Here is a 26,961-nt window from a genome sequence, read left to right as displayed (position 1 = left end):
GATTGAGAATTCTATCGAAAGGACCATTGGATGGTCAGTCTCGGCGGTCTCGCCCGTAAGGTTTTCGGTTCCTCCAACGACCGTCGGGTCAAATCGACCCGGCCTCGTGTCGAGGCAATCAACGCCATGGAAAACGAGATGCGAGCGCTTTCCGACGAGGAGTTGGTCGGCCGCACCGCGAAATTCCGCCAGGACATCGCCAATGGCGCCACGCTCGACGACCTGTTGATCCCGGCCTTCGCCACCGCCCGCGAGGCAGCGCGCCGCGTGCTCGGCATGCGCCCCTTCGATGTCCAGCTGATCGGCGGCATGGTGCTTCACAATGGCGGTATTGCCGAGATGCGCACCGGCGAGGGCAAGACCCTGGTCGCGACGCTGCCGGTCTACCTCAACGCGCTCGCCGGCAAGGGCGTCCACGTCGTCACCGTCAACGACTATCTGGCCACCCGCGACTCCGAATGGATGGGCCGCGTCTACAAGTTCCTCGGCCTCTCGGTCGGCGTCATCGTCCACGGCCTTTCCGACGAGGAGCGTAGCGCCGCCTACGCCGCCGATGTCACCTACGCCACCAACAACGAGCTCGGCTTCGACTATCTGCGCGACAACATGAAATACGAGCGCGCCCAGATGGTGCAGCGCGGTCACAATTACGCGATCGTCGACGAAGTCGATTCCATCCTGGTCGACGAGGCGCGCACGCCGCTGATCATTTCCGGTCCGCTCGAGGACCGTTCGGAAATGTACAACACCATCGACACCTTCATCATCCAGCTGCAGCCGCAGGATTATGAGATCGACGAGAAGCAGAAGACCTCGATCTTCACCGAGGAAGGCACCGAGAAGCTCGAGAACCTTTTGCGCGACGCCGGCCTGCTCAAGGGCGAGTCGCTCTACGACGTCGAGAACGTCGCCATCGTCCACCACGTCAACAATGCGCTGAAGGCGCACCGGCTGTTCCAGAAGGACAAGGACTATATCGTGCGCAATGGCGAGATCGTCATCATCGACGAGTTCACCGGCCGCATGATGCCGGGCCGCCGCTATTCGGAAGGCCTGCACCAGGCGCTCGAAGCCAAGGAGCATGTGGCGATCCAGCCGGAGAACCAGACGCTGGCCTCCGTCACCTTCCAGAACTATTTCCGCCTCTACAAGAAGCTGTCCGGCATGACCGGCACGGCGCTGACCGAGGCCGAGGAATTCGGCAACATCTACGGCCTCGAAGTCACCGAGATTCCGACCAATCTGCCCGTCGTGCGCATCGACGAGGACGACGAGGTCTACCGGACGGTCGAGGAGAAATACAAGGCGATCGTCAGGGAGATCCGCGAAGCCAGCGCCAAGGGCCAGCCGACGCTGGTCGGCACCACTTCCATCGAAAAGTCCGAGCAGCTGGCCGAGCGCCTGCGCAAGGAAGGTTTTACCGATTTCGAAGTGCTGAACGCCCGCCATCACGAGCGCGAGGCGGCGATCGTCGCCCAGGCCGGCAAGCCCGGCGCCATCACCATCGCCACCAACATGGCCGGCCGCGGCACCGACATCAAGCTCGGCGGCAATGCCGAGATGCGCATCGAGGAAGAACTCGGCGACATGCCGGCCGGACCCGAGCGCGAGGCGCGGGAAAAGGAAATTATTGCCGACATCGAGCGGCTGAAGGAAAAGGCGCTGGCCGCCGGCGGCCTCTACGTGCTGGCCACCGAACGCCACGAATCGCGCCGCATCGACAACCAGTTGCGCGGCCGTTCCGGCCGTCAGGGCGACCCCGGCCGCTCGAAATTCTTCCTGTCGCTGCAGGACGATCTGATGCGCATCTTCGGCTCCGAGCGCATGGACGGCATGCTGCAGAAGCTCGGCCTCAAGGAAGACGAGGCGATCATCCATCCGTGGATCAACAAGGCGCTGGAGAAGGCGCAGAAGAAGGTCGAGGCGCGCAACTTCGACATCCGCAAGAACCTTCTGAAATATGACGACGTCTCCAACGACCAGCGCAAGGTGGTGTTCGAGCAGCGCATCGAGCTGATGGACGGCGAGGGCCTCTCCGAAACGATCGCCGAGATGCGCGAAGGCGTCATCGACGAGATCGTCGCCAAGGCCATTCCCGAAAACGCCTATGCCGAGCAGTGGAACGTTGCCGGGCTGAAGGCCGAGATCGCCGAGTTCCTGAACCTCGACCTGCCGGTCGAGGACTGGGCCAAGGAAGAGGGCATCGCCGAGGACGACATCCGCGAGCGCATCGGGCAGGCCGCCGAAGCCGCCGCCAAGGAGCGCGCCGAGCGTTTTGGCCCCGAGGTGATGAACTATGTCGAGCGTTCGGTGGTGCTGCAGACGCTCGACCATCTGTGGCGCGAGCACATCGTCAATCTCGACCATCTGCGTTCGGTCGTCGGCTTCCGCGGCTACGCCCAGCGCGATCCGCTGCAGGAATACAAGGGCGAGGCGTTCGAGCTGTTCCAGGCCATGCTGGGCAATCTGCGCCAGGCTGTCACCGCGCAGCTGATGCGCGTCGAACTGGTCCGCCAGGCCGCCGAAGCGCCGCCTCCGGAAGCCCCCGACATGTTCGGCACGCATATCGACGGCACAACCGGCGAGAACGACTTCGAAGGCGGCGAGACCGCCCTCCTGGTCCGCCCGGGGACAACCGCCATCGTCGCCCCCGAAGACCGCGATCCCAACAACCAGGCGACTTGGGGCAAGGTCGGCCGCAACGAGGCCTGCCCGTGTGGTTCGGGGAAGAAGTATAAGCACTGCCATGGGGCGTTCGCGTAAGGACGCGCTTTTCCTTCTCCCCGTTCACGGGGAGAAGGTGCCCGAAGGGCGGACGAGAGCGGCGCTGATTGGATTGGCCGACCTCGCCTGCGGATATTTGACAAGCCATGCTCCGTGGGTACGCTTGAGCCGCTTACATGGGGCACCCATGGCCGAAAGAAGTAAAACTGCGGACGCGGTCCTCAAGGGTCTTTTGATCGCACAGGTGCTTGTTGGGGGCGGGTTCGTTGGCTTCTGGCTATGGACCGGGAAAGCCACTATCCCAAGGCACGGCGGCGGCTGGCTTGACCTTGATCAGATCCAAGACCCATACCTCTATTGGTCTCTATTGATTGTAATTTCGTGCGTTATCATAGCTTTCCCAATCCGGTACCTCTACCAAGGCCCACCGAAACGCTAGGCGCTAGCCAGCCGGAGGAGATGGCTACAGGGCCTGAGAGGTCGGCTACCTTTGAGGGTAACTAAGCGGCGGGGCGCTACTACCCCCCCTAGGGAACAGCGGAGCTATAATCGCTTACAAGCCCGGCACCTCATCCTATGCTGCACTTGCTAAGTCAGGGCTATTGACCTATCTTTGCCTAGCGCAACCCCATCTTTCATGCCAATAATGGAACCAAGGGACAGTCGCAGGGTTAGGTTAGACGCCGCGTAATGGCACGTTAACCACCAGAGCCTATACGTAAAAAGTCCTGTGGGGAGAACTAGATGGCAGCCTTAATGGAGCGCATTGTTGGAGTGTTCACCTGGTCCGCCAAGGCCGAATCACCGCGCGGCTCCATTGTGCGCGAAGATCAGCCCTCTCGTCATATGGTTGGCAAATACCATGCCGATTACAGCTCTCTGACCGATGAGCAGCTAAATGAGTCCGACAAAGAAATGGAAGCTTTGCTTCGTCGCAGCAGAGTAGTTTCTGAAAAGCGCGGACTGTGATACGTCCACCCTATGGGGTGGACATTTCTCGACATAGATACACTGCCGGAACCGGGCGATATCGTTTGGTGCAAGTTTCCCTATTCACGCGGGAAGCCGGGACCGATCGCGCGACCAACTTTGGTTCGCTCAACTGCTACCTACGAGAACCCCGAAACAGGAACGCTCTACGGTGCCGTGGACGTTTCCTATGGAACTGGCGAGTATACCGAAGATCAGTGCCAGATTGATCTTGTTATACGTGATTGGGAGGCCGTTAAGCGTTGCGGTTTGCACAAGCCGACACGCTTCGCCTTGGATACCGGCAATCGGAAAAATCTGATTTGGTGCGAAGAGTACTTCGTCCCGCCTGAGTACGTGCAGGAGACGGGCTTACTCATAGGCCGCTTAGGCGAGATGGAAGTTGACCAAATGCGCCTATCCCTAATTCGCCGGGGGCTTTTTGCGGCGTAGACGCCAATACCTAGTCTGCCTCACGCTTCCGCCGCACTAGGTTCTTTATCTGCTCATTGGTGAGCTTCGGCGCGTGAGCGATCTTCTGCACGTCCGCCTTCCTGCGCCGCCCTCATCCGCCTGCCGGCACCTCCTCCCCGTATAGTAACGGGGCGAAGGAAGCTCCCCACCCAACCGTTTCTTAATGTGTTTCCGCTACACAGAACCCTGAAAAGAAGCGGAAAACGGAGAGAAATCGGGGTGCGCTTTTCCGCGGCCACGACTGCCGGGCGGTTCTTGCCGCAGCGTTGGGCGCTGCGCATGGGGCCGTTGCTTGGCCGCATCGATGCCGTGCTGTTCACCGCCGACGAGCGCGGCGAGGCGAGCCGCATGTCGGTCATCGCCTTCTCGGTCCGCATCGTCAGCGCCGTCATCGCCTTCGTCAGCCAGGTGCTGATGGCACGCTGGATGGGCTCGTTCGAATATGGCATCTTCGTCCTTGTCTGGGTGACGATGGTCATCGTCGGCAACCTCGCCTGCCTGGGCTTCCACACCTCCGTCATCCGCTACATTCCCGAATATCGCGAGCGCGGCTTGATGGATGAACTGCGCGGCATCGTACTGGCCAGCCGTCTGTTCGTGCTGATCGCCTCCACGCTGATTGCCGGGCTCGGCGCGCTCGGCGTCTGGCTGGCGGCACCCTGGATCGAGAATTACTATGTGATACCGTTCATCCTCGGCGTCATCTGCCTGCCGATGATCGCCATGTCCGACCTTTTGTCGGGCCTGGCACGCGCCAACAGCTGGGCGTTGTTTGCCCTGTCGCCGACCTATCTGGTGCGGCCCGTGCTGATCCTGCTGTTCATGGCGGTGATGCTGTTCGTGGGCTACGCACCCGATGCCAGGACCGCCATCTTCGCCTCGATCGCCGCCACCTACGCCACCACGCTGGGACAACTCGTCGGTGTCACCCAGCGCATGGAAAGGCAGATCCCGGCAGGGCCGATGAAGGTGCATTTCGCGCAATGGTTCATCGTCTCGCTGCCGATCTTCCTGGTCGAAAGCTTCTTCTTCCTGCTGACCAATGCCGATGTGCTGATGGTCGGCGCCTATATGGACCCCAACGACGTCGCCGTTTATTTCGCCACCGTGAAGACGCTGGCGCTGGTGCATTTCGTCTACTTCGCCGTCAAGGCCGGCGTTGCCCAGCGCTACGCCCAGTTCACCCATGGCGACCCGCAGAGGCTTGCCGCCTTCGCCCGCGAGACGGTGTCGTGGACGTTCTGGCCATCGCTCTTGATGGCGCTGCTGGTGCTGGCGCTCGGCGAGCCGATGCTGGTGCTGTTCGGCCCTGAATTCACATCAGGCTATCCGCTGCTGTTTCTGCTCGTCTTCGGCGTCGTGGCGCGGGCCGCCGTCGGCCCCTGCGAAAGCCTGCTGACGATGAGCGGCAACCAGAACATCTGCGCCGCTGTCTATGCCATGACGCTGGCCTTCAACATCGCCCTCAATGTGGTGCTCATCCCGATGTTCGGCCTGTGGGGCGCGGCAATGGCCACCGCCTTTGCCATGATCTTCGAAGCCGGCGCGCTCTCCTTCACGGTGTGGCGCAAGCTCGGCATCGCCATGCTCATCTTCGTGCCTGCGAAAGGAGCCGCGTGATGGCTGCCATCCCGTTGCTTGAGGAAACCAGCGGCGGCCCCGCCGGCGCCATGGTGTCGGGGCTCGCCGGGCTGACCCGCGATGCCGACCCCGCCCATATCGAGATCCTCGCCAACAACCGGCCCGAGCGCAAGCTCGCCATCTACCCGGCATCGGCAGGTTTCGACCTGGTCGAGGAGCTGGATTATCTCTGCGCCCGCACGGTCGAGTCCAACGTGTTCTTCAACCCGCGCTTCCTGGCGCCCGCCATGCCGCGGCTGGAGGATCGCGAGGTGCGGCTGGCGGTCATCCGCGACGGCGACGAATACCGCAACCGGCTGCGCCTTCTGGTGCCGTTCTCGGTGGAACGGCCGGTGGTGCCGCTCGGCGTGCCGGTCATGCGCACATGGTCGAGCCCGTTCGGTCCGCTCGGCACGCCGCTGGTCGACCGCGACGACCCGGTCGGCGTCGTCGAGGACTTCTTCGCGATGCTGTCGCGCCCGCATCTCAAGCTGCCGAAAGTGTTCGTCCTGCCCGACATCCGGCTCGATGGCCCGGTGGCGAGCCTGCTTGCCACCGTGGCCGAGGCGCGCGGCCTGACGCTGGTCACCACCGGCCAGAGCCAGCGCCCGGCGCTGGAGAGCGAGCTCGATGGAGACGATTATCTGAAGGCCTCGCTGCGCTCGCACCATTATCGCGAGTTCCGCCGCCTGAAGCGGCGCCTTGGCGACCTTGGCAAGCTTGAGCATGTCGTGGCGCGCGGCCCCGAAGACATCCGCCATGCCATCGAAGGCTTCCTGTCGCTGGAAGCGGCCGGCTGGAAAGGCCGCGAACGCACCGCCATGGCGATCGACCGCTTCCGCGCCGCCTTCGCCCGCGAAGCCGTGCACCGGCTGGCCGAACAGGACATGTGCCGCATCCACTCGCTGACGCTCGACGGCCGCACCATCGCCTGCCTGATCGTCTTCGTCGAAGCCGGCATCGCCTACACCTGGAAGACCGCCTATGACGAGACGCTGGCCAGCTATTCGCCCGGCACGCTGCTCATGATCGAGGTGACCAGGCAGCATCTCGACGATCCCAACATCATGATGACCGATTCCTGCGCGGTGCCCGACCATCCTGTGATGAGCCGGCTATGGGCCGAGCGCAAGCCGATGGGCACCCTGGTGATCGGCCTGGCGCCGGACGCCGACCGCCTCACTCGCCAGGCCGCCTCGCAACTGCACCTCTACCGCGAAACCCGCAACATGGCCCGCCTGCTGCGCAACCGGATGAAGAGCTTGCTGGGGCGGCGGTGAGAAAAGGCAGGGTGCGGTTCTGGAGAATGGCACATCTTCGCTGCAATATTTGAGGGGTGGGTGACCGGGAATTTACTTCGGTTGCCAGCAGGCAAACGCGAATATTGATCTCTGCTTAAAAAAAACGATATTTCTCGCAGAAATTTCCGGTGAAAGCCGATAAGATCTACTCGCGTTCTTGTTCTTAATTCACGATAATCTAGTGATTCGGTAGCGATGAGAGAGAAATGTCGCTGAATCATGAGGCCAACGGCGCCCGGCACATCAGTGCGGAGGACAGCGCCGTTGTCCGAAGGGCCGACGAAGACTTCGAAGAACTGATTCGAAGCATTCGAGCCGCAACGCATCAAGCTTTGCCTCTCTTCGAAGAGGAGCCCGTGACCGGATTGGTCCAGTCAGACACGCTGGCCGCCTCCCTCGGCTCGACTTCGGCCCGGACGGGCTCGAGCCAGGCCCGCGCCATGCGCGGCTCCTCGCTCTTGTCCAACGATAGGCTGGATCCACGTGCCGATGACGACTTGGCGTGGTCGTTGGTTGAGCACGATGCCGACGCTCCCGATACCGACAAATGGGAATTGCAGGAAGAGGTGGCGAAGCTGCAGCGCTTGCAGGATCGCACCTCGAAAGAGCTTGGGCGAAAATCGCGCGAGCTATCGATCGCGAGCAAGACGATCGCCGACCTGGAGGTCCAACTCAACAAGGCACGGCAGACCATTGCGCAAGCGGACAGGCATGCCGGCCAGCGCGCAACGCGGTTCCTCGAAGCGAATGTCGAGGTCGAGCGTCTGGGCCGGAACCTGGCGCGCGTGTCGGGGCAACTTCGCGACGAGATCATCGCCAGGCAAGCCGCCGAGCAGGCGCGTGAGGACGTCGCATCGCGGCTCGCCAGCTTGCAACAGGCCGCCATGCTGCTTCGTTCCAAGGTCGCGGATTACCAGCTCCACAACGAAAGACTGACCGGCAAACTGTCTGCGCAGATGCTGGTGCAGCAGGACCTGCAGGTGCGGCTGTCCATGGTGGAGCATCAGCGCGGCGTTCTCGGCGATTGCGCCGCCACCGCTCAGGTACGGGCCGCCGAACTTGAAAAGAGGTTGCGCTCGCTCCAGCGCAGCGCCGCCGATCAAAGCGTGGTCCGCGCAACGCCGAGCGTGGGGCAGCGCGCCGAGGACGTGGCCGAGCATCGGCGCCAAACCTCGGAAACCGAGATTGCGACGTTGCGCCAGGAGCGCGACGCGGCGCGCCGAGACTATGGCGCGGTGAAGGTTCAACTCGCCGATCTCCGCTTGCGCGACATGACCGACGAACTCGCGCATGCCCGTTGCCGCGATGAGAACCGCCAGCTTCACCACAGGCTGGAAACGCTGAGACGCCAGGATCCGCCCAGCGGACCGGCAGCGGGTGACAATGCCGATCTCGAACGGACATTCGACGAATTGCTGGCGGCTGGCGAGCTTGGCGCGGCCAATGACGGCGATCCCACCGCGACGCGTAAGGCGTCTTGATCGCGTTGGGATTTGCCACCCAAAGCTCGAAGAGTGAAGGTTGGTGCCCCTAGCCGGAATCGAACCAGCACTCCTTGCGGAACTCGATTTTGAGTCGAGCGCGTCTACCAATTCCGCCATAGGGGCTCAGGCCGGGCGGCCTGGATGGCGCGGGACTATACGGTTGGAGGGCTGTTCGTCAACTGGCCAATTCTCCGGTGCCCTCAAGATGCGACCAATCTGCGCCTTTCGATTTCGTGACGGGGCTGCCATTGTGCAGCGCGGAAAATCTTTCTAGACAGGCGGCGCATCAAAGCGCGGCACGTCTGCGGGGACGGATGGCGTGCTCTGGGTCTTTGTTCTGTGCATGCCGTTACACCCCAACCTGCCTGCGCAATTGAACGACACGCATTAGGAGTGCCGATGCTTCGCGGACTTTACGACTGGACCTTGTCGCTGGCGGCCCGCAAATCCGCCGAATGGTGGCTGGCCTTCATCGCCTTCGTCGAGAGCTCGGTGTTCCTGGTGCCGGCCGACGTGCTCTATCTGCCGATGGCGCTGTCGCGGCCGGATCGCGCCTACCGCTATGCGCTGATCGCCACCGTCGCCTCGGTGCTGGGCGGCATCGCCGGCTGGTTCATCGGCCACTACGCCTATGACGCGGTGGCGAGGCCGATCCTCGAATTCTACGGCAAGTACGACGAGTTCGAAGCGCTGCGCGCGGGGGCAGGCGTCGGCTTCATCGTCCTGATGCTGATCACATCGGGCGCTGCCCACCTGCCGCCGATCAAGGTGGTGACGATCCTGTCCGGCGTCATCGGCGTCAATTTGCTGTTGTTCGTGGTGCTGGCGATCGTGGCCCGCGGTGGCCGTTTCCTGCTGCTCGCCTGGCTGCTGCGCCATTATGGCGAACCGATCCGCGAATTCATCGAGAAGCGCCTCGGCCTCATCGCCGGCGCCGGCGCGGCTGCCCTGATTTTGCTCTATATCCTGGTCAAATACGCGTTCTGAACAGAACCATTGCGAGCCGGACGGACCGATTGAAATGACAGCGACCATGAATGCCGACACCGGACGCCAGCGCACGCTAACCGCCTTGTTCCTCGCCGTCGCCATGGCCGCCACCGTCGGCTCGGCGCTCGGCTTCCAGTATCTCGGCGGCTACATCCCCTGCCACCTCTGCCTCGAACAGCGCACGCCCTACTATATCGGCGTGCCGCTGATGGTGCTGGCGGTGATTGCGTCGATGCTGCACGCACCGGCATGGCTAACGCGCGGCCTGCTGGCCGTCGGCGGCATCCTGATGCTCTACGGCCTCTATCTCGGCGTCTACCACTCCGGCGTCGAATGGCAGTGGTGGGCCGGCCCGACCGATTGTACCGCAGGCGCCGGGCCGGTCGACACCGGCGGCAAGGGCGTGCTCGACGCGCTCGACAAATTCGTGCCGCCGTCCTGCGACAAAGCCGCATTGCGCATCCTCGGCCTGTCCCTGGCCGGCTGGAACGCCATCGCCAGCCTGGTCCTCGCCGCCGTCGCCTTCCGCGGCGCCCTCACCCGCGACTGATTTGGCGCGATGGCGCCGACGCGAGATCGTTCAAAGAATTCGGCAGGCTGAGTCGTATGGAGTGATTCTCGAGAACCGAAGCGGAGCGGACATTTGGTCCGTGAGCATCGGAAGCGCAGACAATCGCTCCAGACGGCCAGCCTCCCGAATTCTCGAACGATCTCAGGGTTCGAGTTCGACATCCCAGTACAGATAATCCATCCAGCTCTCATGCAGATGGTTGGGCGGGAACAGGCGGCCATTGTTGTGCAGATCGTGCACCGTCGGCTGGAAAGGCTTCTGCAGCGGCCACATCTTGGCATGCGCCGGCATCATGCCGCCCTTCCTGAGGTTGCAGGGCGAACAGGCGGCAACGACATTCTCCCATGTCGTCGCGCCGCCACGGTGGCGGGGAATGACGTGATCGAAGGTCAGGTCCTCCGGCGTGCCGCAATACTGGCACTGGAAGCGGTCGCGCAGGAAGACGTTGAAGCGGGTGAAGGCCGGGTGCCTGGAGGGCTTCACATAGGCCTTCAGGCTGACCACGCTCGGCAGCTTCATCGAGAAGGTCGGCGAGGAGACGGCATGCTCGTATTCCGCGACGATGTTCACCCGGTCGAGGAACACCGCCTTGATGGCATCCTGCCACGACCAGAGCGACAAGGGGTAATAGCTGAGCGGACGGTAATCCGCATTCAGCACCAGTGCTGGAAGCCCATCCGGAGATACGGCAACCGTCACGTGTTCACCTCCTTGGTTCTAGACCCGAACGGCGCGGATACTGTAAGCCCGACATGACAGGGATGTGAAGCGGATTGTCGCGTGGCCTAAGCGCCAAAAATGCGTGATTTTTATGATTTTTTGCGGATTCAGGCCGGCGGCGCGGCGTCCCGCCCTCTGGTTTCACGATAATAGGACCAGAAAAGCCGCGATGCGACACCTCGCCACGGGCTCCATGATTCGGCCAGTGCGATCAGGGTTTTCTCCGGCGGACGCGGCTCGATGCCGAGCGCGTGGCCGACCGCGCTCTGCAGCGCGACGTCGCGCGCGGGGAAGATGTCGGGATGCCCGGCGGCGAATAAGAGATACACTTCCGCCGTCCACGGGCCGATGCCGGACACCGCCGTCATCGTCGTGATCGCCTCCTGGGCATCGAGCGAACAGAGGTGATGAAGGTCGAGGCCGTCGGCCACCGCCTGGGCAATTGCGATCAGGCCGCGCTGCTTGGGCCGCGACAGGCCGGCCTCGCGAAACATGTCCTCGCCGGCGGCCAGGATCGCTTGCGGCGTCAGCGGATCGACGAGTTTGGTCAGCCGGCCGAAGATCGCATCGGCACTGGCGCGGGACACTTGCTGCGAGACGACGATCGACGCCAGGCTTCGAAACCCGGGCTCGGACAGCCGCAGCGGCACCTCGCCGGCCATGCCGCGCACCTTTTCCAGGCGCGGGTCGATCACGCAAAGCGCATCGAGCCCCCGGGCAATGTCGTCTGATGTCACGATACGGCGCATGCTTTCTTGTTCCTCGACCGTCGACAGGGTAGCAATTGGCGAAGCGCCGCAAAACATGATTGCCGCCTGAGAGATGACACTCCTGACATTCCGCTTCGCGCCCAGCCCCAACGGCGACCTGCATCTCGGCCACGCCTATTCGGCGCTGCTCAACCAGAAGCTGGCGGCACAGGCGCACGGCCGCCTGCTGCTGCGCATCGAGGATATCGACACGACGCGCTGCACGCCGCTATTCGAGGCAGGCGTGCTTGCCGACCTGAAATGGCTGGGGCTTGGCTGGGAAGAGCCGGTGCGCCGCCAGTCCGAGCATTTCGCCGAATACCAGGCGGTGCTCGAGCGGTTGATCGCGGACGAACTCGTCTACCCCGCCTTCATGAGCCGTGGCGAGATCCGCGCCTTCATCACCGACAGCGAAAAGCGTGGGCGCGACTGGCCGCGCGATCCCGATGGCGTGCCGCTCTACCCCGCCACCGACAAGGCGCTGCCGCTGAAGGAACGGCAGCGGCGGATCGCCGAGAATGCACCCTTCGCCTGGCGGCTGGATGTCGATGCCGCCATGGCGCGTGTCGGCAAGGACCTTTCATGGACGGAGTATTCTGACGAGACGCTTTCCGCGACGCGCTCCGTCGAAGCCCGCCCGCGGGACTGGGGCGACGTGATCTTGGCGCGCCGAGACATTCCGACCAGTTACCACCTCGCCGTCGTCATGGACGATGCGCTGCAAGACGTCAGCCACGTCGTGCGCGGCCAGGATCTGTTTTCCGCCACTGGCGTGCAGCGCCTGCTGCAGCAACTCCTCGGACTGCCGCAACCGGCCTATTTCCATCATCGTCTCATCCTGGGGCCAGACGGACGAAAGCTGTCCAAAAGCCTCGGCGACACCAGCCTTGCCGCCTTGCGCCATGCCGGCGCATCACCTGACGGCATCCGGCGGATAGTCGGGCTTTGAGCCGGCGAGATCAGACAAACCACCTGCCAAATGCGCCGGCCGTTGAATTCCGATGATGCATGGATCAATGGTTTCGCTTTGCGCGTCGGGTTGAAGCGCATTAGAGCAGCGCCACGGTCAACTCCCCCCAACACGGCGGTCTCCGGAACATGCACAGCATCAAGCGGTTCATCCCCGCCACCTTCGTCGTCCTGTGGGCGACCGGCTTTATCGGCGCGCGCTACGCCATGCCGTGGGCGGAACCGTTCACATTCCTCGCCGCGCGTTTCGTCATCGCCGCCATCCTGCTGGCCGTCCTGATGCTTGTGCTGGGCTCGAAAAGAGCCACCCGCGAGGAGGCGCTGCATGCCACCGGCGCCGGCATCCTGATGCATGGCGTCTATCTCGGCGCCGTCTTCTGGGCCATCCACAGGGGCATGCCGGCCGGATTTTCGGCCCTCATCGTCGGCCTGCAGCCGCTGATCACGGCGGTGCTTGCCGGCAAGTTTCTCGGCGAGGCGATCCTGCCGCGCCACTGGCTTGGCCTTGGTATCGGCCTCATCGGCATCGTCATCGTGCTGTGGCCGAAGCTCGGCGCGCTGGGCGGCGGCGTAACAGTTGCGACATTGACCGCCTCGCTGGTCTCGGTACTCGGCATGAGCGCCGGCACCATCTGGCAGAAGCGCTTCGCCTCCGGCGGCGACCTGGTCGCGGCGACCATGTGGCAATATGTCGGCGGCGGTTCGCTGATGCTCCTCGCCTCGCTCGCTTTCGAAACCCACACGATCATCATCAATGGCGAGCTGATCTTCGCCATGGCCTGGCTGGTGCTGGTGCTGTCGCTGGGCGCCATCTTCCTGCTGATGGTGATGATCCGCGACGGCGAGATGTCGAAAGTGGCGTCGCTGTTCTACCTGGTGCCGGCGGTGACGGCGGTCATCGCCTGGGCACTCTTCGACGAACAGCTCAACGCGCTGCAGATCGCCGGCATGGCCATCACGACATTCGGCGTCGGCCTGGCAACGGCGCGGCAGACCAAGGGAAGAACTGTGGAATTGAGGAATTGAGGAATTGAGGCATTGAGGCATTGAGGCATTGAGGCATTGAGGCATTGAGGCATTGAGGCAGATGGGGGCCATCTGGCGCTGGGTGCTACGTCAATTCTTCAATTCTTCAATTCTCCCATTCCTCAATTCTCCCATTCCAGTTCCCCAATTCGACCTGTCATCCCACCCGCGCACGTGCCTCCAGATAGCGGCTGATCGCGGCATTGAGCTCGCCGCCGAGGATGAAGATCGCCGACACCATGTAGAGGAAGACCACGGCGATCATGATCGAGGCCAGGCCGGCATAGGTCGTCACATAGGACGAGAAGTGGTCGAGATAGGTGGCGAAGATGGTCGAGCCGATAAGCCATGCCGCCAGCGTGAAGACGATGCCCGGCACCAGCGAGACGAAGCGGCGCTTGCCCGCCGGCAGCCAGAAATGCACGGCAAACAATCCGCCGACGATGACCGCCGAAGCGATGACGTAACGCCACAGCGTGATGGTGCCCATATAGGGCTTGATCCAGTCGATATGGGCTTCGGCGAGCCGCGCCAGCAGCGGCGCGAACACCAGGAGCACGCTGATCGCCAGGAAACCGGCCGTGGCGATGAGAACGAAGATGATGCTCTGCACCCGGCGGTAGATGATGCCGCGCGTTTCCGAAACGCGGTAGGCGCGGTTGAGCGACGTGCGCAGCGCCTCGATGCCGTTCGACGCAAAATAGGCAGCAAGCACCACACCATAGGTCAAAAGGTCGGTGCGCCGGACGGTCAGCACATTGAGCACTTCGCGCGCGATCGGCTTGGCGATCTGTTCGGGCCAGGTGTCGAAGACCAGATGCACGGCCGTGTCGGAGAACGCCTGCGCGCCCAGGAAGCTCGCCAGCGTCGTCGCGAAGATCAGGAACGGGAACAGCGCCATCAGCGAGGTGATCGCCAGATGGCTGGCCATGGCCCAGCCGTCATCGGTGTTGAAATGGCCAAGCGCGTCGTAGAGAACCCGCTTGAGGGCTACGATCTTCCGCAACAAGAACCGCGCCCTCCAATTGTCTCCACGCCGGGAATATGGGAAGGGATTGCGGCAAATGGCAACCCTTGGCGAAACCACGAACAGTCCGGCGCAGAAGGTGCGCTCGATTATCATCACCGGTGCGTCTTCGGGAATAGGCGCGTACTGCGCCCGCGCGTTAAAGGCGGAAGGCTGGCGGGTGTTCGCAACGGCGCGCAAGCCGCAGGACATCGCCGCGCTCGAAGCCGACGGCATCGAGGCCTTCTATCTCGATTATTGCGAGCCGGACTCCATCGCCTCGCTGGTGGCGGCGGTGCTCGACCGCACCGGCGGCCGGCTCGACGCCCTGTTCAACAACGGCGCCTATGCGCAGCCGGGCGCCGTCGAGGATCTGCCCGTTGCGGCGCTCAAGCAGCAGTTCGAGGCGAATTTCTTCGGCTGGCATGATTTGACCCGCCGGCTGGTGCCGGTGATGCGCCGCCAGGGTCACGGCCGCATCGTCCACTGCTCGTCGATTCTTGGCTTGGTGCCGGTGCGCTTTCGCGGCGCCTATTCGGCATCGAAGCACGCACTGGAGGCCTTGATGCTCTGCCAGCGCCAGGAACTGGCCGGCAGCGGCGTCCACGTTTCGCTGATCGAGCCGGGGCCGGTGAAGTCGAAGATCGCCAGCAATGGCCTCATTTGGTTTCTCAGCAACATCGACCACGAAAATTCCGTGCACCGCGTGGACTATGCGGCGCAACTCGAGCGGTTGCGGGCCGGCGGCAGCCAATCGGCCTTGAAGCCAGGGCCGGAAGTCGTTCATGCGGCGCTGCGCCATGCACTTCTGTCGCGGCCCCCGCGCCCGCACTATGTGGTAACAGTGCCGGCCAGGATCGGTGCGGTGCTCAAACGCATCCTGCCGGCATCGATGCTCTACCGCCTGATGGCCAAACGCGCCTGAACGCCAAACAACTGGAACGCAACAATGGCAACCGTCTTCAACATTCTCGCCATTCTGGTCATGGTCGCCGTTGCGGTCGTGCTTGTTCGTGGCCTCATCAACATGATGCGCGGTGGTTCCGGCGTCACGTCGAACAAGCTGATGCAGGCACGCGTCATGCTGCAGGCCGTGGCGCTGGTGCTGATTCTGCTTGCGGTGTATTTCACCCGCAAGTGAGGATATCGGCAGCCGGGGAGGCGAAATGGTCAAGCTCAACAAGATCTACACCCGCACCGGCGATGATGGCACCACGGGTCTCGGCACCGGCGAAAGGCGGCTGAAATCCGACCTTCGGGTAGACGCTTACGGCACGATCGACGAGGCCAATGCCTGCATCGGCATCGCCCGGGTCCACACGGCCGCGACCCATCCCGCGATCGATGACATGCTTTCCCGCATCCAGAACGATCTGTTCGATCTCGGCGCCGATCTCGCCGTGCCCGACGACGGCAAGCCGCTCGGCTATGAGCCGCTTCGCATCGTCGCCGTGCAGACCGACCGGGTCGAAAAGGACATCGACCTTCTCAACAAGGAGCTTCAGCCGCTCAAATCCTTCGTGCTCAATGGCGGCACGCCGGCAGCGGCGGCACTTCACCTTGCCCGCACCGTGGCGCGGCGGGCCGAAAGGCTGATCGTAGCCCTTGCCCAGGACCCGAACGAGCACGTCAACCGCGACGGTCTGAAATACATCAACCGCGTCTCGGATTTCCTGTTTGTCGCCGCCCGGGCGGTCAATGACAACGGAAACGCCGACGTGCTATGGGTTCCCGGCAAGAACCGCTGATTGTCGAAAGCGGAAGAGGGCCTGGGGCAATGTTCATCCCGCTTTACGACACCAACAGGCTGCGGCACATCAGGCTGCAATATGTGACCATCGGGCTGATCGTGGTCAATGCCCTGGTCTACCTTGCCACCGCGCTCGGCGGCGAGAGTTTCTCCAATGCCGCCGTGCTTGGTCTCGGCTTCATCCCCTCGGTCGTCCATGACACCGCCGAGCTCGATCCCCGTTTCATCGTCATCCCCGAAAGCCTGAGCTATCTCACCTATTCCTTCCTGCATGCAGACATCTTCCATCTTGGCGGCAACATGCTGTTCCTGTGGGTGTTCGGCGACAATGTCGAGGATGCACTCGGCCACATCCGGTACCTCATCTTCTACCTGTTGTGCGCGATCGCCGGCGCCGCTTTCCAGGGCCTCGTCGCCTGGGATTCGCAAGTGCCGCTGATCGGTGCCTCCGGCGCCATCGCCGGCGTGGTGGTCGCCTATCTGATCCTTTATCCCAGGGTGAAGGTCTGGTTGCTGGCCTTTGCCCGCATCCCGCTGCGGATTCCGGCCTTCATCCCGCTCATCTTGTGGGTGCTGTTCCAGGTGGTGATGTTTGCCGCCGGCGGCGAGGATCAGATTTCGTGGGCCTGCCATATCGGCGGCATCATTGCCGGCGCCGTTCTGGTGCTCGTCCTGCGCAGCCGCGGCGTGCCGCTGTTTGCCGGCGCCGACGAGGACGTCGCGCCCACCGCTCCCGACCAACCGCCGGTTGCCACGGAACCGCTGATCCCCGACCCGCCCGCCGCGACACCGCGCTGGGGACGAGGAAACGCTTCCAGTTTGGACTGAACCGATTTGAGCGGCTTGCAGCGTATTGACGTGCAGGGTTGCCGCAACTACGGAAACGTCACCGCCGCAACCTAAGGCGGGCAAAGACCAGAATTTCCATCCGGCCAGAATTCCATCCGGCCAAAATTCAGTCAGGAATGTCGGCTTTCGACAACTCAGAAAGGGCGCAGGCTGTTATAGCGCCCAACTAGCGTGAAGAGGTGACAGGCAAATGAAGATCCTTGTACCCGTGAAGCGGGTTGTGGATGCGAACGTCAAGGTTCGCGTGAAGGCTGATGGTTCGGCGGTGGAGCTCGCCAACGTCAAGATGGCGATGAACCCGTTTGACGAAATCGCGGTGGAAGAAGCAATCCGGCTGAAGGAAGCCGGCAAGGCCGAAGAAATCATCGTCGTCTCGATCGGCCCGCAGCAGGCGCAGGAAACACTGCGCACCGCGCTCGCCATGGGCGCCGACCGCGCCATCCTGGTCAAGACCGACGAACAGACCGAGCCGCTCGGCGTCGCCAAGGTGCTGAAGGGTGTCGTCGACGCTGAGCAGCCCGGCCTCGTCATCCTCGGCAAGCAGGCTATCGACGACGATTCCAACCAGACCGGCCAGATGCTGGCGGCACTGCTGGGCTGGGCGCAGGGCACCTTCGCCTCCAAGATCGTGCTCGACGGCGACAAGGCCAAGGTGACGCGCGAAGTCGATGGCGGCCTGCAGACGGTGGAGCTGAAGATGCCGGTGATCGTGACTGCCGACCTTCGCCTCAACCAGCCGCGCTATGCCTCGCTGCCCAACATCATGAAGGCCAAGAAGAAGCAGCTCGACGAGAAGAGCCCTGCCGACTATGGCGCCGACGTCAAGCCGCGGCTGAAGGTCATCAAGACCGAGGAGCCGAGCGGCCGCAAGGCAGGCGTCAAGGTCAAGAGCGTCGCTGAGCTGGTCGACAAGCTCAAGAACGAAGCCGGCGTGTTGTAGGAAATCCGATGAGGCCGGCCTGCAAACGGCTGGCTTCTCCGCTTGCCGAGGCGACGTACTGAAGTACGCTCCGCTCCGGTTCTCGAAACCAACCGTTTTCGACTCGGCCTGACCGGATTTCAGGGAGCCGCGAAACGAAAGTCAGGATATCATCAATGGCTATTCTTCTGATTGCAGAACACGACAACGCCACCCTCTCCGACCAGACCGCCAAGGCGCTGTCGGCGGCGCTGCAGATCGGCTCGGACGTGCATGTGCTGGTTGCCGGCAAGGGCGCCAAGCCGGCAGCCGACGCTGCCGCCAAGCTGAAGGGCGTGAGCAAGGTGCTGCTGGCCGAAGCCGACGAGCTTGCCGAGCGCTTGGCCGAACCGACGGCAGCGCTCATTGTGTCGCTGGCGGGCGCCTACGATACCATCATCGCGCCGGCGACATCGTCGGGCAAGAATGTCGCGCCGCGCGTGGCTGCGCTCCTCGATGTCGCGCAGGTGTCCGAGATCATCGAAGTCGTATCTCCCGACACCTTCAAGCGGCCGATCTATGCCGGCAATGCCATCCAGACGGTGCAGTCGAGCGACGCCAAGAAGGTGATCACGGTTCGCACAGCCTCGTTCCAGGCAGCGCCCGAGGGCGGCTCGGCGGCGGTCGAGACCGTCAAGGCCGCGGCCAATCCCGGCCTGTCCACCTTCGTCGAGAACAAGCTTTCCGAGACCGACCGTCCGGAGCTGACCTCGGCCAAGATCATCATCTCGGGTGGTCGTGCGCTGGGTTCGGCGGAGAAGTTCCAGGAGGTCATCCTGCCGGTCGCCGACAAGCTCGGTGCAGCCGTCGGCGCCTCCCGCGCCGCGGTCGATGCCGGCTATGCGCCGAACGACTGGCAGGTCGGCCAGACCGGCAAGGTGGTTGCCCCCGATCTTTACATCGCGGTCGGCATCTCCGGCGCCATCCAGCATCTCGCCGGCATGAAGGATTCGAAGGTCATCGTCGCCATCAACAAGGACGAGGAGGCGCCGATTTTCCAGGTTGCCGACTACGGCCTCGTCGGCGATCTCTTCGTCATTCTGCCGGAGCTGCAAAAGGCGCTTTGACGCTTTCTGCCAAAGGTATTAAATGGTGAGGGTGGGGTAGACGAAGTCGCCCCGCCCTTTTAGTTTGCACCGCACAAAAAGCAGGCCGCAAAGGCGAAAAGCAATCCAGCAAAAGTGCGCAGCGGTTTTCCCGGGAAAAGCGCGTAGCGCTTTCCCTAGGGAATTGCGGTAAAATAAAAAGGTGGAGCGCTTTCGCAGTTCAAGCGGAAGGGCTCAGGACGGGATCGGTGTAATGAGCAAGATCGAGACGATCGGCATCATCGGCGCGGGCCAGATGGGCGGCGGCATCGCCCATGTCTCCGCGCTTTCGGGCTACAAGGTGCTGATCTATGATATTTCGCCCGACCGCATCGAGAAAGGCATCGCCACAATCAGCGGCAACATGGCCCGCCAGGTGGGGTCCGGCAAGCTCGACGAGAAGGTGCGCAACGACGCGATGGGCCGCATTTCGGCCGCGCCCGCGATGGCCGATCTTGCCGGCGCGGATCTGGTGATCGAAGCGGCGACCGAGGACGAGACGGTCAAGCGCAAGATCTACGCCCAGCTCTGTCCGCAGCTCAATCCCGAAGCCATCCTGGCGACCAACACCTCGTCGATCTCGATCACGCGGCTTGCCGCGCAGACCGACCGGCCGGAGCGGTTCATCGGCATACATTTCATGAACCCGGTGCCGCTGATGAAGCTGGTCGAACTGGTGCGCGGCATCGCCACCGAGGACCAGACCTTCGAGGCGGCAAAGACCTATGTGAAGCAACTCGACAAGACGATTACGGTCTCGGAGGATTTTCCGGCCTTCATCGTCAACCGCATCCTGCTGCCGATGATCAACGAGGCGATCTACACCCTCTATGAGGGTGTCGGCTCGGTCGACGCCATCGACACCGCCATGCGGCTCGGCGCCAACCATCCGATGGGGCCGCTGCAGCTGGCCGATTTCATCGGGCTCGATACCTGCCTGTCGATCATGCAGGTGCTGCATGACGGCCTGTCGGACTCGAAGTACCGTCCTTGCCCGCTGCTGGTGAAATATGTCGAGGCCGGCTGGCTCGGCCGCAAAACCGGGCGCGGTTTTTACGATTATCGCGGCGAGCATCCCGTTCCGACGCGCTGAGCGCATCGTCGGCGCAAATCAGGGGCAAGCCTTTCGGCGGTGACAGGCTCGATCAGGAGGCCGCGGCCAGCGGCTCTGTCCGGCCATCCACGATCCGTGCGTCGGGCGCCACGGAGACACAGCCACGGCCGGCCGCCTTGGCCGCATAGCAGGCCGCATCGGCTCTCGCGATGATCTCGTCGACCTCGCCGCAATTGGCATTGATCGCAGCCAATCCGATGCTGGCGCCGATCACGTGAGGACGGCCGTCCCAGGTGAAATCCAGGCCGCCGATCGCATCGATGATGGAGCGCGCCGCGATCTTGGCGCCGGCTGCTGAACCCGATTTCAGAATGACCGCGAATTCGTCGCCGCCGAGGCGAGCGACGATATCGTCTGGACCAAGCACGCCGCGAATCGCCACGGCAACCCGCTTCAGCAGCGCGTCTCCCGCCGCGTGGCCGCCCGTGTCGTTGACCAGTTTGAAGTGGTCGAGATCGATGAACATGAACTGATGTCCGCTGGCTCCGACCGACTCTGTCGTGTCGCCGGTCGACTTCCTCGTGTCGGCGGTGCCGTCCTTGCGGGCCTGACCGACCAGTTCCTCCATGGCGCGGATGAAGCTGGAGCGATTGGCAAGGCCGGTCAGCGCGTCGTGTGCCGCGGCGTGCGCCAGTTGGCGCTGCAGCGCGCGCGCATCGGAAAAGTCCTGGAAGACGATGACCAGCCCGCAGAATTCGTTCCGTTCGTTGATGATCGGCGACACGACCTGGCGGATGCTGCAGCGCGTGTCGTCGCGCCGGATCAGGACGGCGCGGCTGTTCTGGTCGGCGGGCGCATGAACGCCAATCGCGGGCCGGGTGACGCCGATCCTGTGCCCCGTCTCCTCGTCGACCGCCCAGTAGACATGGCCAAGCATCTTGCCGAGAGCCTCGCCGCCGGCAATCCCGGTCAGCTTTTCGGCGACCGGGTTCATGAAGGTGACGCGGTTTGCGGCATCGGTGCAGATGACGGCATCGCCGATCGATTGCAGCGTCACCCTCAGCCGCTCCTTTTCATCGGCAAGCATTGCCGCCGACACAGTGAGGCGCTCTTCGGCCTCCTTGCGACGGGTGATGTCGGTCAGGCTGCCAATGGCCCTGATCAGCCGTCCATCCTCGTCGCGTTCGATAGCCTTGCCGCGGTCGAGTATCCACATCCAGTGGCCATCCTTGTGGCGCATCCTGAACTCGGCCTCAAAGAACGGTGTCTTGCCCTCGAGATGAGCGCGATCCGCTTCGGCGACAGTCTCGCGATCGTCGGGATGGATCATCGTCAGCCAGCGGTCGGTGTCGCCATCGAGCTCACCATCCGCATAGCCCAGCATCTTGACCCAGGTCGAGGAATAGGTCGTGCCGCCCTTGCGCATGTCGAGGTCCCAGACCCCTTGGCCGGCGCCGGCCAGGGCGAAATTCCAACGCGTTTCCGCCTCGGCAATGCGCGCCTCGGCCTGCTTGCGAGCGTCGATGTTCTCGATTTGCGAGACGAGATAGAGCGGGCGGCCGCCGGTCTCATCGCGAATGACCGAACCGGAGAGATGGGCCCAAACGGGCGTTCCGTCCTTCCTGAGATAGCGCTTCTCGAAGTGGAAGGAATTGACCGTGCCCGCCTTCAGATCGTCCATCGTCTCCCGCCCGATCTGCAGATCGTCGGGATGCGTGATCTGGAAGAAAGTCAGCGCCTCGATCTCTTCGCTTGTGTAGCCAAGCATGGCGGCGAAGGCCGGATTGGTCTGGCGGATGCGACCGTCGAGACCGACAACCACGATGCCGATCGCCGAATCCTCCATGGCGCGGCGGAAGCGCAGCTCGCTCTCGGCGATCTGCTGGCGATGCCTGCTGATCCTGCGTATGGACAGGGCGGCGAGGAACAGCGCGCCCACCGCCAGCGCCACCGCGATCTGCAGGCAGAGCTTCAGCGCTTCGGTGCCGAGGTCCAGGCGCGAAAGCAGGATCGAGGTCGCCAGCACGCCCAGGCCGGCGACGAGCAACGCCAACCCTGCATGCCCAAGAGATTCTCGGCTGGTCAATCCTCGCCACATCACGATACGTGCCACCCCCGTGCGCAAACGCATGTTCTCGCATCAACCTTGGCGGATCGATTTTAAGGAAAGGTTGCGTCCGGCATGCCGGCGTGGTCGCTAACCGGCAAACAATTGCCGGCATGATTAAGGATCGGTGCACGGGTCCGCGATCGTTACGAAACGCTACCAGCGTATGAAAAACCGTCCGCCGAGCGCACCGAGCAATGCGAGCGCTGCAATGGCTATCGTGTACCAGGGGGCGACGAAAAGCGGCGAGTCGTCGAAGCAGTGCGCGGCATAGAAGGTTGCCGCCAGCCCGCCGGCGAGCAGGCCCGCCACCGCACCGGCAAGCACCGGCCGTGTCGGCGCGCCATAGCGCAGCATCCACAGGAAGATGGCAAGCGGGCCAATACCGATCAGCGGGATGAAGCCCATGCAGAGCATCATGTTGTTGCCGACCATCCGTGTACCCCACAGCGCCTCCGGCATCATGAAAAGCTCCAGAAGCACCGCCACGGCTACCAGCACGGGCGCCGCGGCCATCCAGGCCATTGCCCGGCCCGTCGAGGCACCCGGTGTCGACAAGGCGCGGATCAGGGCGAAGGCGCTGACGGCAAGCACGATGGTGAAGACGAATTTGGAGAGGAAGCGCATCGTGTGCGCGGCCGCCATGAAGTCTGGGCGCGGGCCGATGGTCAGCAGGAAAACGATGGCCGCGATCACCGCCCCCGCACCGGCGGCCAGCCACCAGGCCGATTGCAGCGGCATCGCCTTGCTGCTTGCATCGGCGTCCAGCGCCCTGATGAGATCGTCCGTCCTCATGTCATTCCCGCCCGAACCGCCCCTGCCCGAATCGCTTGGCTATCGCGGCAAGTCCGCGATGCAGCGACACACGCACCGCCGTCTCGCTGATGCCGAACTTCGCCGCCGTCTCACCGATGGACCGCCCTTCCACCGACACGGCCGAGACCACGGAGCGCTGTGCCGGCGACAGGCTGTCCAATGCCCGGTTGATGTCTCGCTCGCTGACGGTCTCGGTTTCCGGCTCGGCGAACGTCTCGGCGATATCGTCGACATCGATCTCGATGCGCCGTCCGCGCCGCCGGAACGCATCGATCAGCTTGAAGCGGGCGATCGCGTAGATCCACGGCAACACCGGCGCATCCTGGCGCCAAGTATGTCGTTTTACATGAATGGCCAGCAAGGTTTCCTGCACGACATCCTCGGGATCGACCCCGCCCTGCACGATCTTGCGCCTGGCAAAACCGCGAACCAGCGCGGCAATCCGGTGCAGAAAGTCGGCGTAAGCCCTTTCATCTCCCGCGATGGCGGCCCGCATCAGCCGGGAAAGTTCGGCCTCGTCCTTGCCGCTCACAAGAGTTCACTCCCCCGAATTTCGCGTCTCGGCGCTGATTTGTTACGTGGCCGGCGAAATAATGTCCAAGCCAAACTGCCGGCAAATCACGAAAGTTTGCTGCACACTGCGCGCCGATCGCCAGTGCGATATTGCCCCGCGCTCTTGTTCTTGAACTCAAGGCTTGGCGCCGAACATGGCATCCCGGAAAGACCTGAAGCCCTTTCGAACGGTCAGCTTCATTCGTCTGCGACGGTACTTGTTTCTCAGGCGGCCCAAGATCTGGAGATGTGTCTCATCGATATCCGGAGTGGATAGGGGATCGTTAGCATATGGCAGCTGTGCCAAGGCATCTGCATGCATGTTGGCGTAAGGCAACGAATCATATCTGTCGAAGGGTGTGGGAGGGTCGTTCAATACAGTGGGATTGGTGTTGATCTCGAAAATCTGGATGCGACCATCGACAATGGTGTAGTCGATCCTGCCATATGAGATCCCCGCCTTCTCGAAAATCGGCATCAGCTCTACCGCATGCGGATTGTCGCGCACAAAGGCGGTATGCTCGACCCGATGTTGCCCCGACATACCGCCTCCCTGTACCTTTATGAACCACTCCTTGCTGGCGAAGCAGTGTTGCGCATAACTGCGCTCGCCGATCCGATATGCCGAGTATTTTCGGTAGCTGCCATCGGCACCAGCCTTTGCTCCAAACTCCACCACCATGGGGCGAACAAAATTCATCGTACCCAGGTTCGAGAGCGCCTCGCCGAGTTCCGCCGGCGATTGCAACAGCGGCGGCACTTTATAAGCGGCGCCCGTCTCGTCACGCAGAAAGACAGGAAAACGCATTCCCGCCGGCAGAATTTCGGGTCTGTATACATTGAAATCATTGATGCCGTCCGCGAACAGCATACGCAATAGATCGAAACGCTGAAGGCTTTTTCGCGGATGGTTGAGTTGAAACAGATCAGGCTGCTGCGACTTCATTCGCTGGCTGAGATTGGAGCATGCTTCAATCTCTGCTTCGCTCAGTCGGTCCAAATCCGTCCAAAGAACGGTGCCTCTGGAAATCTCAAGCAGATGCGCCCGTTCGTCATAGGGGACAAAGCGCACAGAATCCTGCAAATCAGTTCGAAAATAGAGTAGCAGGCTTGCCAGGGTATAGGCATGCAAGCGATGGCAAACATAGAAGATCATGAGACAACCCGCCCCTACTCATGCACCCATCAACAGCTGGTATCAGAAAATTATCGATTCGATATCGCAATTACGAGCGGCCTTTCGACGATGAAGATGATCGTATTTCAACAACTTGTGGCAGACGACGTTCCGGGCATGGCCGCGATGGAGGCCGCAGCCTGGGGACGACTCGGTGCCAGCGAAAAAACAATTCACCACCGGCTTTCGCTCGGGCATACAATGATCCTGGCCATGGTTGAGAACCTTGTTGCAGGCGCGATCTGCTTCGTGGAAACCAGCCAAGATCCGCACGATACGGGAAGGTTCCCCAAGACCTTCTCCGCCTACTCTTCGCTTGTCAGGAGCCAACCTGCACGGTCACTCTACGTTTACAATCTTGGTGTGCGACCCGAATTCCGCGGCACCGACATGGCACGCCGCCTGTTGTCGCAAATGTCTGACTATGGCCGGCAGGTCGGTGCGCGTTGGTTGGTCGGCGACGGACGTTGCCCGTCCTACGCGGGAGCATAGGACGAGTTGCCCGACAAGGTTCGGCCGGATCCGGAATTTCGTCGGACCATCGACGATTGGCACCGGACCGGTGTCATGCCTTCGGTGGAATCAATAACGAGGGATCCGCTACTGCGGTTCTATAACCGTGTTCTCCGGTGCGAATTTCTACATCTCGCGTCCGATTTTCTACCTGAAGACATGAGTTCCGGCGGATTTCGCGTTATCTTTGCTGTCGATCTTGCCCGATGACAGATCAAGCTGATCTATTTGACCCCATTGCCCATGGCAGCGATGCGTTTCCCGAATTCGCCCGTCGTCGGAGTTCAGGAGGCGCCAGTTGGGGCAAACCTCCTTATCCCGAGGTCGGTGAAGCCTTCTACGTGTTCAGCCATGCGCTTGTTTCCCAGGCCTTGAAACACCCGCTGTTGCTGCAGGCACCGCCGGGCGCCTATCAGGAGGTCAGGCAAAAGATCAGCGCCAATCCGGCCCTGGACCTGTTGACCCGTTCCATGCTGCTGTCCGACCCGCCGCGGCACATGCGCCTGCGCCGCCCATTGGCTGGTTCGCTAAGCTTTTCCTCCAGCAATGGGCTGTTCGACCGGCTTGCGGCCAAAGCGTCGGAACTTACGCAGGCAGCTGTACAAAAACCGGAGTTCGACGCGGTTCGTGATATAGGCCTGCCGCTATCGTTTTCAGGCCTGGAACAGATCCTTGGTATCGACATGGACGATCCCTGGCGGATTGGCGCCGACGCACAGCTTATGGCCAACGCCCTGGAAATAAGGGCCGGAGGCGTAGACGAAGACGCAAACGATGCCTGCCGCCGGTTGGAGGCATGGGTATCCAGCGTGATAGAACACGGTGCTGTGCGCCCAAACGGTATTTCAGCTCAGATGCTTGCCGAAGTCGAGGCTGGCCGCTGGCTGAAAGACGATGCCATTGCAAACATCGTATTCCTGCTCTTTGCCGGGCAGGCGACAGTCGTCGATACCTTCGGCAATGCGCTGGTCGCGCTTGCACGCTTCCCTGAACAGCTTTCGCTGCTTGCAGATGGGAAAGTCAGTTGGTTTTCAGCAGCCGAAGAGCTGCTCCGTTTTTGCGCTCCGGTTCACTATGCCGGAGCGCGTATCGCCGCGGAAGATTTGCAGTTTGGTGGCGCAACCATAAAAGCCGGGCAGGCCGTTGTACCCGTGCTGGCGAGCGCCAATCGAGACATTTCTGTTTTTCCGGCGGGCGACCGGTTGGATTTGGGTTCCGGCATTTCGTCGGCCCTTGCCTTTGGCACCGGACTGCATGCCTGTCTGGGTCAACACGTCGCCCGGTTAGAAATGGCTGTACTGCTGGAGGCCTTGTTCACGCAGGCCAAAGGCTGGTGCTTGGATCTTCCCAGGGTCGTCAGGCGGCATTCGGTGCTTTTCCACGGTTTGCAAGCCGCCCCATTCATCCGGTCGGCCGATCAAACATCGGGTTGAATTCGGCACGCCATTCGCGTCACTTCATCACTTGGAATTGTGAGCCCGACATCAAGCGTTTGTG

The 26,961-nt window shown here is 62.4% G+C and carries 25 protein-coding genes and 1 tRNA gene; 18 read left to right on the top strand and 8 right to left on the bottom strand.

Annotation, left to right across the window (positions count from 1 at the left end; genetic code table 11):
• The first annotated feature begins 30 nt into the window (after positions 1-30).
• The 5 genes from secA to NKJ04_RS13565 all read left to right on the top strand — a co-directional run bounded on the left by secA (position 31) and on the right by NKJ04_RS13565 (position 8,569).
• Positions 31-2,763 (top strand): preprotein translocase subunit SecA, encoded by a 2,733-nt coding sequence (gene secA, locus NKJ04_RS13585; protein ID WP_352675570.1) that lies wholly within the window; start codon positions 31-33, stop codon positions 2,761-2,763.
• A gap of 705 nt (positions 2,764-3,468) precedes the next feature.
• On the top strand, positions 3,469-3,693 hold the full coding sequence (locus NKJ04_RS13580) for a hypothetical protein (protein WP_352675567.1): 225 nt from the start codon (positions 3,469-3,471) through the stop codon (positions 3,691-3,693).
• 693 nt (positions 3,694-4,386) lie between these two features.
• Positions 4,387-5,787 carry a lipopolysaccharide biosynthesis protein gene (locus NKJ04_RS13575; RefSeq protein WP_352675564.1) on the top strand — a complete coding sequence of 467 codons (1,401 nt, stop codon included), beginning with the start codon at positions 4,387-4,389 and terminating at the stop codon, positions 5,785-5,787.
• Entirely contained in the window at positions 5,787-7,067 is a 1,281-nt protein-coding gene (locus NKJ04_RS13570) for a GNAT family N-acetyltransferase (protein ID WP_352675561.1), read from the top strand. The genes NKJ04_RS13575 and NKJ04_RS13570 overlap by 1 nt, the downstream gene beginning before the upstream one ends.
• A gap of 377 nt (positions 7,068-7,444) precedes the next feature.
• The gene (locus NKJ04_RS13565) at positions 7,445-8,569 is read left to right on the top strand and encodes a coiled-coil domain-containing protein (protein WP_352675558.1); all 1,125 of its coding nucleotides are present in this window, start codon (positions 7,445-7,447) and stop codon (positions 8,567-8,569) included.
• A 41-nt stretch (positions 8,570-8,610) separates the two neighbouring features.
• On the opposite strand, the gene NKJ04_RS13560 is transcribed toward NKJ04_RS13565, so the two are convergent.
• Positions 8,611-8,695 (bottom strand) — tRNA-Leu (locus NKJ04_RS13560).
• A 276-nt stretch (positions 8,696-8,971) separates the two neighbouring features.
• Between NKJ04_RS13560 and NKJ04_RS13555 the strand changes: the two genes are divergently transcribed.
• Entirely contained in the window at positions 8,972-9,559 is a 588-nt protein-coding gene (locus tag NKJ04_RS13555) for a YqaA family protein (protein WP_023811139.1), read from the top strand.
• Between the two features lie 34 nt (positions 9,560-9,593).
• On the top strand, positions 9,594-10,112 hold the full coding sequence (locus tag NKJ04_RS13550; RefSeq protein ID WP_352675556.1) for a disulfide bond formation protein B: 519 nt from the start codon (positions 9,594-9,596) through the stop codon (positions 10,110-10,112).
• A gap of 162 nt (positions 10,113-10,274) precedes the next feature.
• Here the strand turns inward: NKJ04_RS13550 and NKJ04_RS13545 are convergent, their stop codons facing one another.
• A complete protein-coding gene (locus NKJ04_RS13545; RefSeq protein ID WP_006328497.1) occupies positions 10,275-10,832 on the bottom strand; it encodes an HNH endonuclease in 558 nt (185 codons plus the stop codon).
• A gap of 128 nt (positions 10,833-10,960) precedes the next feature.
• Complete coding sequence (locus NKJ04_RS13540; RefSeq protein WP_023811137.1) at positions 10,961-11,602, bottom strand: DNA-3-methyladenine glycosylase family protein; 642 nt, start codon at positions 11,600-11,602, stop codon at positions 10,961-10,963.
• Between the two features lie 73 nt (positions 11,603-11,675).
• Between NKJ04_RS13540 and gluQRS the strand changes: the two genes are divergently transcribed.
• Both gluQRS and NKJ04_RS13530 read left to right on the top strand, forming a co-directional pair.
• Positions 11,676-12,551 (top strand): tRNA glutamyl-Q(34) synthetase GluQRS, encoded by an 876-nt coding sequence (gluQRS, locus tag NKJ04_RS13535; protein WP_023811136.1) that lies wholly within the window; start codon positions 11,676-11,678, stop codon positions 12,549-12,551.
• A 149-nt stretch (positions 12,552-12,700) separates the two neighbouring features.
• Positions 12,701-13,597 carry a DMT family transporter gene (locus tag NKJ04_RS13530; RefSeq protein ID WP_352675553.1) on the top strand — a complete coding sequence of 299 codons (897 nt, stop codon included), beginning with the start codon at positions 12,701-12,703 and terminating at the stop codon, positions 13,595-13,597.
• Positions 13,598-13,754: 157 nt separating this feature from the next.
• On the opposite strand, the gene NKJ04_RS13525 is transcribed toward NKJ04_RS13530, so the two are convergent.
• A complete protein-coding gene (locus NKJ04_RS13525; RefSeq protein WP_013529430.1) occupies positions 13,755-14,606 on the bottom strand; it encodes a YihY/virulence factor BrkB family protein in 852 nt (283 codons plus the stop codon).
• A gap of 55 nt (positions 14,607-14,661) precedes the next feature.
• Here NKJ04_RS13525 and NKJ04_RS13520 point away from each other — a divergent pair, with 55 nt between their 5' ends.
• The 7 genes from NKJ04_RS13520 to NKJ04_RS13490 all read left to right on the top strand — a co-directional run bounded on the left by NKJ04_RS13520 (position 14,662) and on the right by NKJ04_RS13490 (position 20,338).
• On the top strand, positions 14,662-15,528 hold the full coding sequence (locus NKJ04_RS13520; RefSeq protein ID WP_352675550.1) for an SDR family oxidoreductase: 867 nt from the start codon (positions 14,662-14,664) through the stop codon (positions 15,526-15,528).
• A 24-nt stretch (positions 15,529-15,552) separates the two neighbouring features.
• Positions 15,553-15,744, top strand: coding sequence for a twin transmembrane helix small protein (locus tag NKJ04_RS13515; protein WP_013529428.1), 192 nt, complete (start codon positions 15,553-15,555; stop codon positions 15,742-15,744).
• A 25-nt stretch (positions 15,745-15,769) separates the two neighbouring features.
• Positions 15,770-16,351, top strand: a complete 582-nt coding sequence (locus NKJ04_RS13510) for a cob(I)yrinic acid a,c-diamide adenosyltransferase (RefSeq protein ID WP_128304573.1) — start codon at positions 15,770-15,772, stop codon at positions 16,349-16,351.
• Between the two features lie 29 nt (positions 16,352-16,380).
• Positions 16,381-17,181 carry a rhomboid family intramembrane serine protease gene (locus tag NKJ04_RS13505; RefSeq protein WP_352675545.1) on the top strand — a complete coding sequence of 267 codons (801 nt, stop codon included), beginning with the start codon at positions 16,381-16,383 and terminating at the stop codon, positions 17,179-17,181.
• Between the two features lie 211 nt (positions 17,182-17,392).
• Entirely contained in the window at positions 17,393-18,142 is a 750-nt protein-coding gene (locus NKJ04_RS13500) for an electron transfer flavoprotein subunit beta/FixA family protein (protein WP_013529425.1), read from the top strand.
• A gap of 155 nt (positions 18,143-18,297) precedes the next feature.
• A complete protein-coding gene (locus tag NKJ04_RS13495) occupies positions 18,298-19,227 on the top strand; it encodes an electron transfer flavoprotein subunit alpha/FixB family protein (RefSeq protein ID WP_127271197.1) in 930 nt (309 codons plus the stop codon).
• 232 nt (positions 19,228-19,459) lie between these two features.
• Entirely contained in the window at positions 19,460-20,338 is an 879-nt protein-coding gene (locus NKJ04_RS13490) for a 3-hydroxybutyryl-CoA dehydrogenase (protein WP_013529423.1), read from the top strand.
• Positions 20,339-20,390: 52 nt separating this feature from the next.
• Here NKJ04_RS13490 and NKJ04_RS13485 read toward each other — a convergent pair whose 3' ends face one another.
• From NKJ04_RS13485 to NKJ04_RS13470, 4 genes are all read right to left on the bottom strand, one after another.
• Positions 20,391-22,352 (bottom strand): PAS domain S-box protein, encoded by a 1,962-nt coding sequence (locus tag NKJ04_RS13485; RefSeq protein ID WP_352675542.1) that lies wholly within the window; start codon positions 22,350-22,352, stop codon positions 20,391-20,393.
• 210 nt (positions 22,353-22,562) lie between these two features.
• Positions 22,563-23,201, bottom strand: a complete 639-nt coding sequence (locus NKJ04_RS13480; protein WP_352554418.1) for an NrsF family protein — start codon at positions 23,199-23,201, stop codon at positions 22,563-22,565.
• Position 23,202: 1 nt separating this feature from the next.
• Complete coding sequence (locus NKJ04_RS13475) at positions 23,203-23,754, bottom strand: sigma-70 family RNA polymerase sigma factor (RefSeq protein ID WP_127379999.1); 552 nt, start codon at positions 23,752-23,754, stop codon at positions 23,203-23,205.
• Between the two features lie 156 nt (positions 23,755-23,910).
• Complete coding sequence (locus NKJ04_RS13470) at positions 23,911-24,930, bottom strand: hypothetical protein (protein ID WP_352675539.1); 1,020 nt, start codon at positions 24,928-24,930, stop codon at positions 23,911-23,913.
• Between NKJ04_RS13470 and NKJ04_RS13465 the strand changes: the two genes are divergently transcribed.
• Together NKJ04_RS13465 and NKJ04_RS13460 are read left to right on the top strand one after the other, a co-directional pair.
• A complete protein-coding gene (locus NKJ04_RS13465; RefSeq protein ID WP_352675536.1) occupies positions 24,901-25,443 on the top strand; it encodes a GNAT family N-acetyltransferase in 543 nt (180 codons plus the stop codon). The genes NKJ04_RS13470 and NKJ04_RS13465 overlap by 30 nt on opposite strands.
• 227 nt (positions 25,444-25,670) lie before the next feature.
• Positions 25,671-26,897, top strand: coding sequence for a cytochrome P450 (locus tag NKJ04_RS13460; protein WP_128304641.1), 1,227 nt, complete (start codon positions 25,671-25,673; stop codon positions 26,895-26,897).
• The last annotated feature ends 64 nt before the right edge of the window (positions 26,898-26,961 follow it).

This window comes from Mesorhizobium sp. M0618, from assembly GCF_040320765.1.
Classification (GTDB): domain Bacteria; phylum Pseudomonadota; class Alphaproteobacteria; order Rhizobiales; family Rhizobiaceae; genus Mesorhizobium.
Note: the sequence above shows the minus strand (reverse complement) of the source record. Positions and strands in the feature narration are given on the sequence as shown.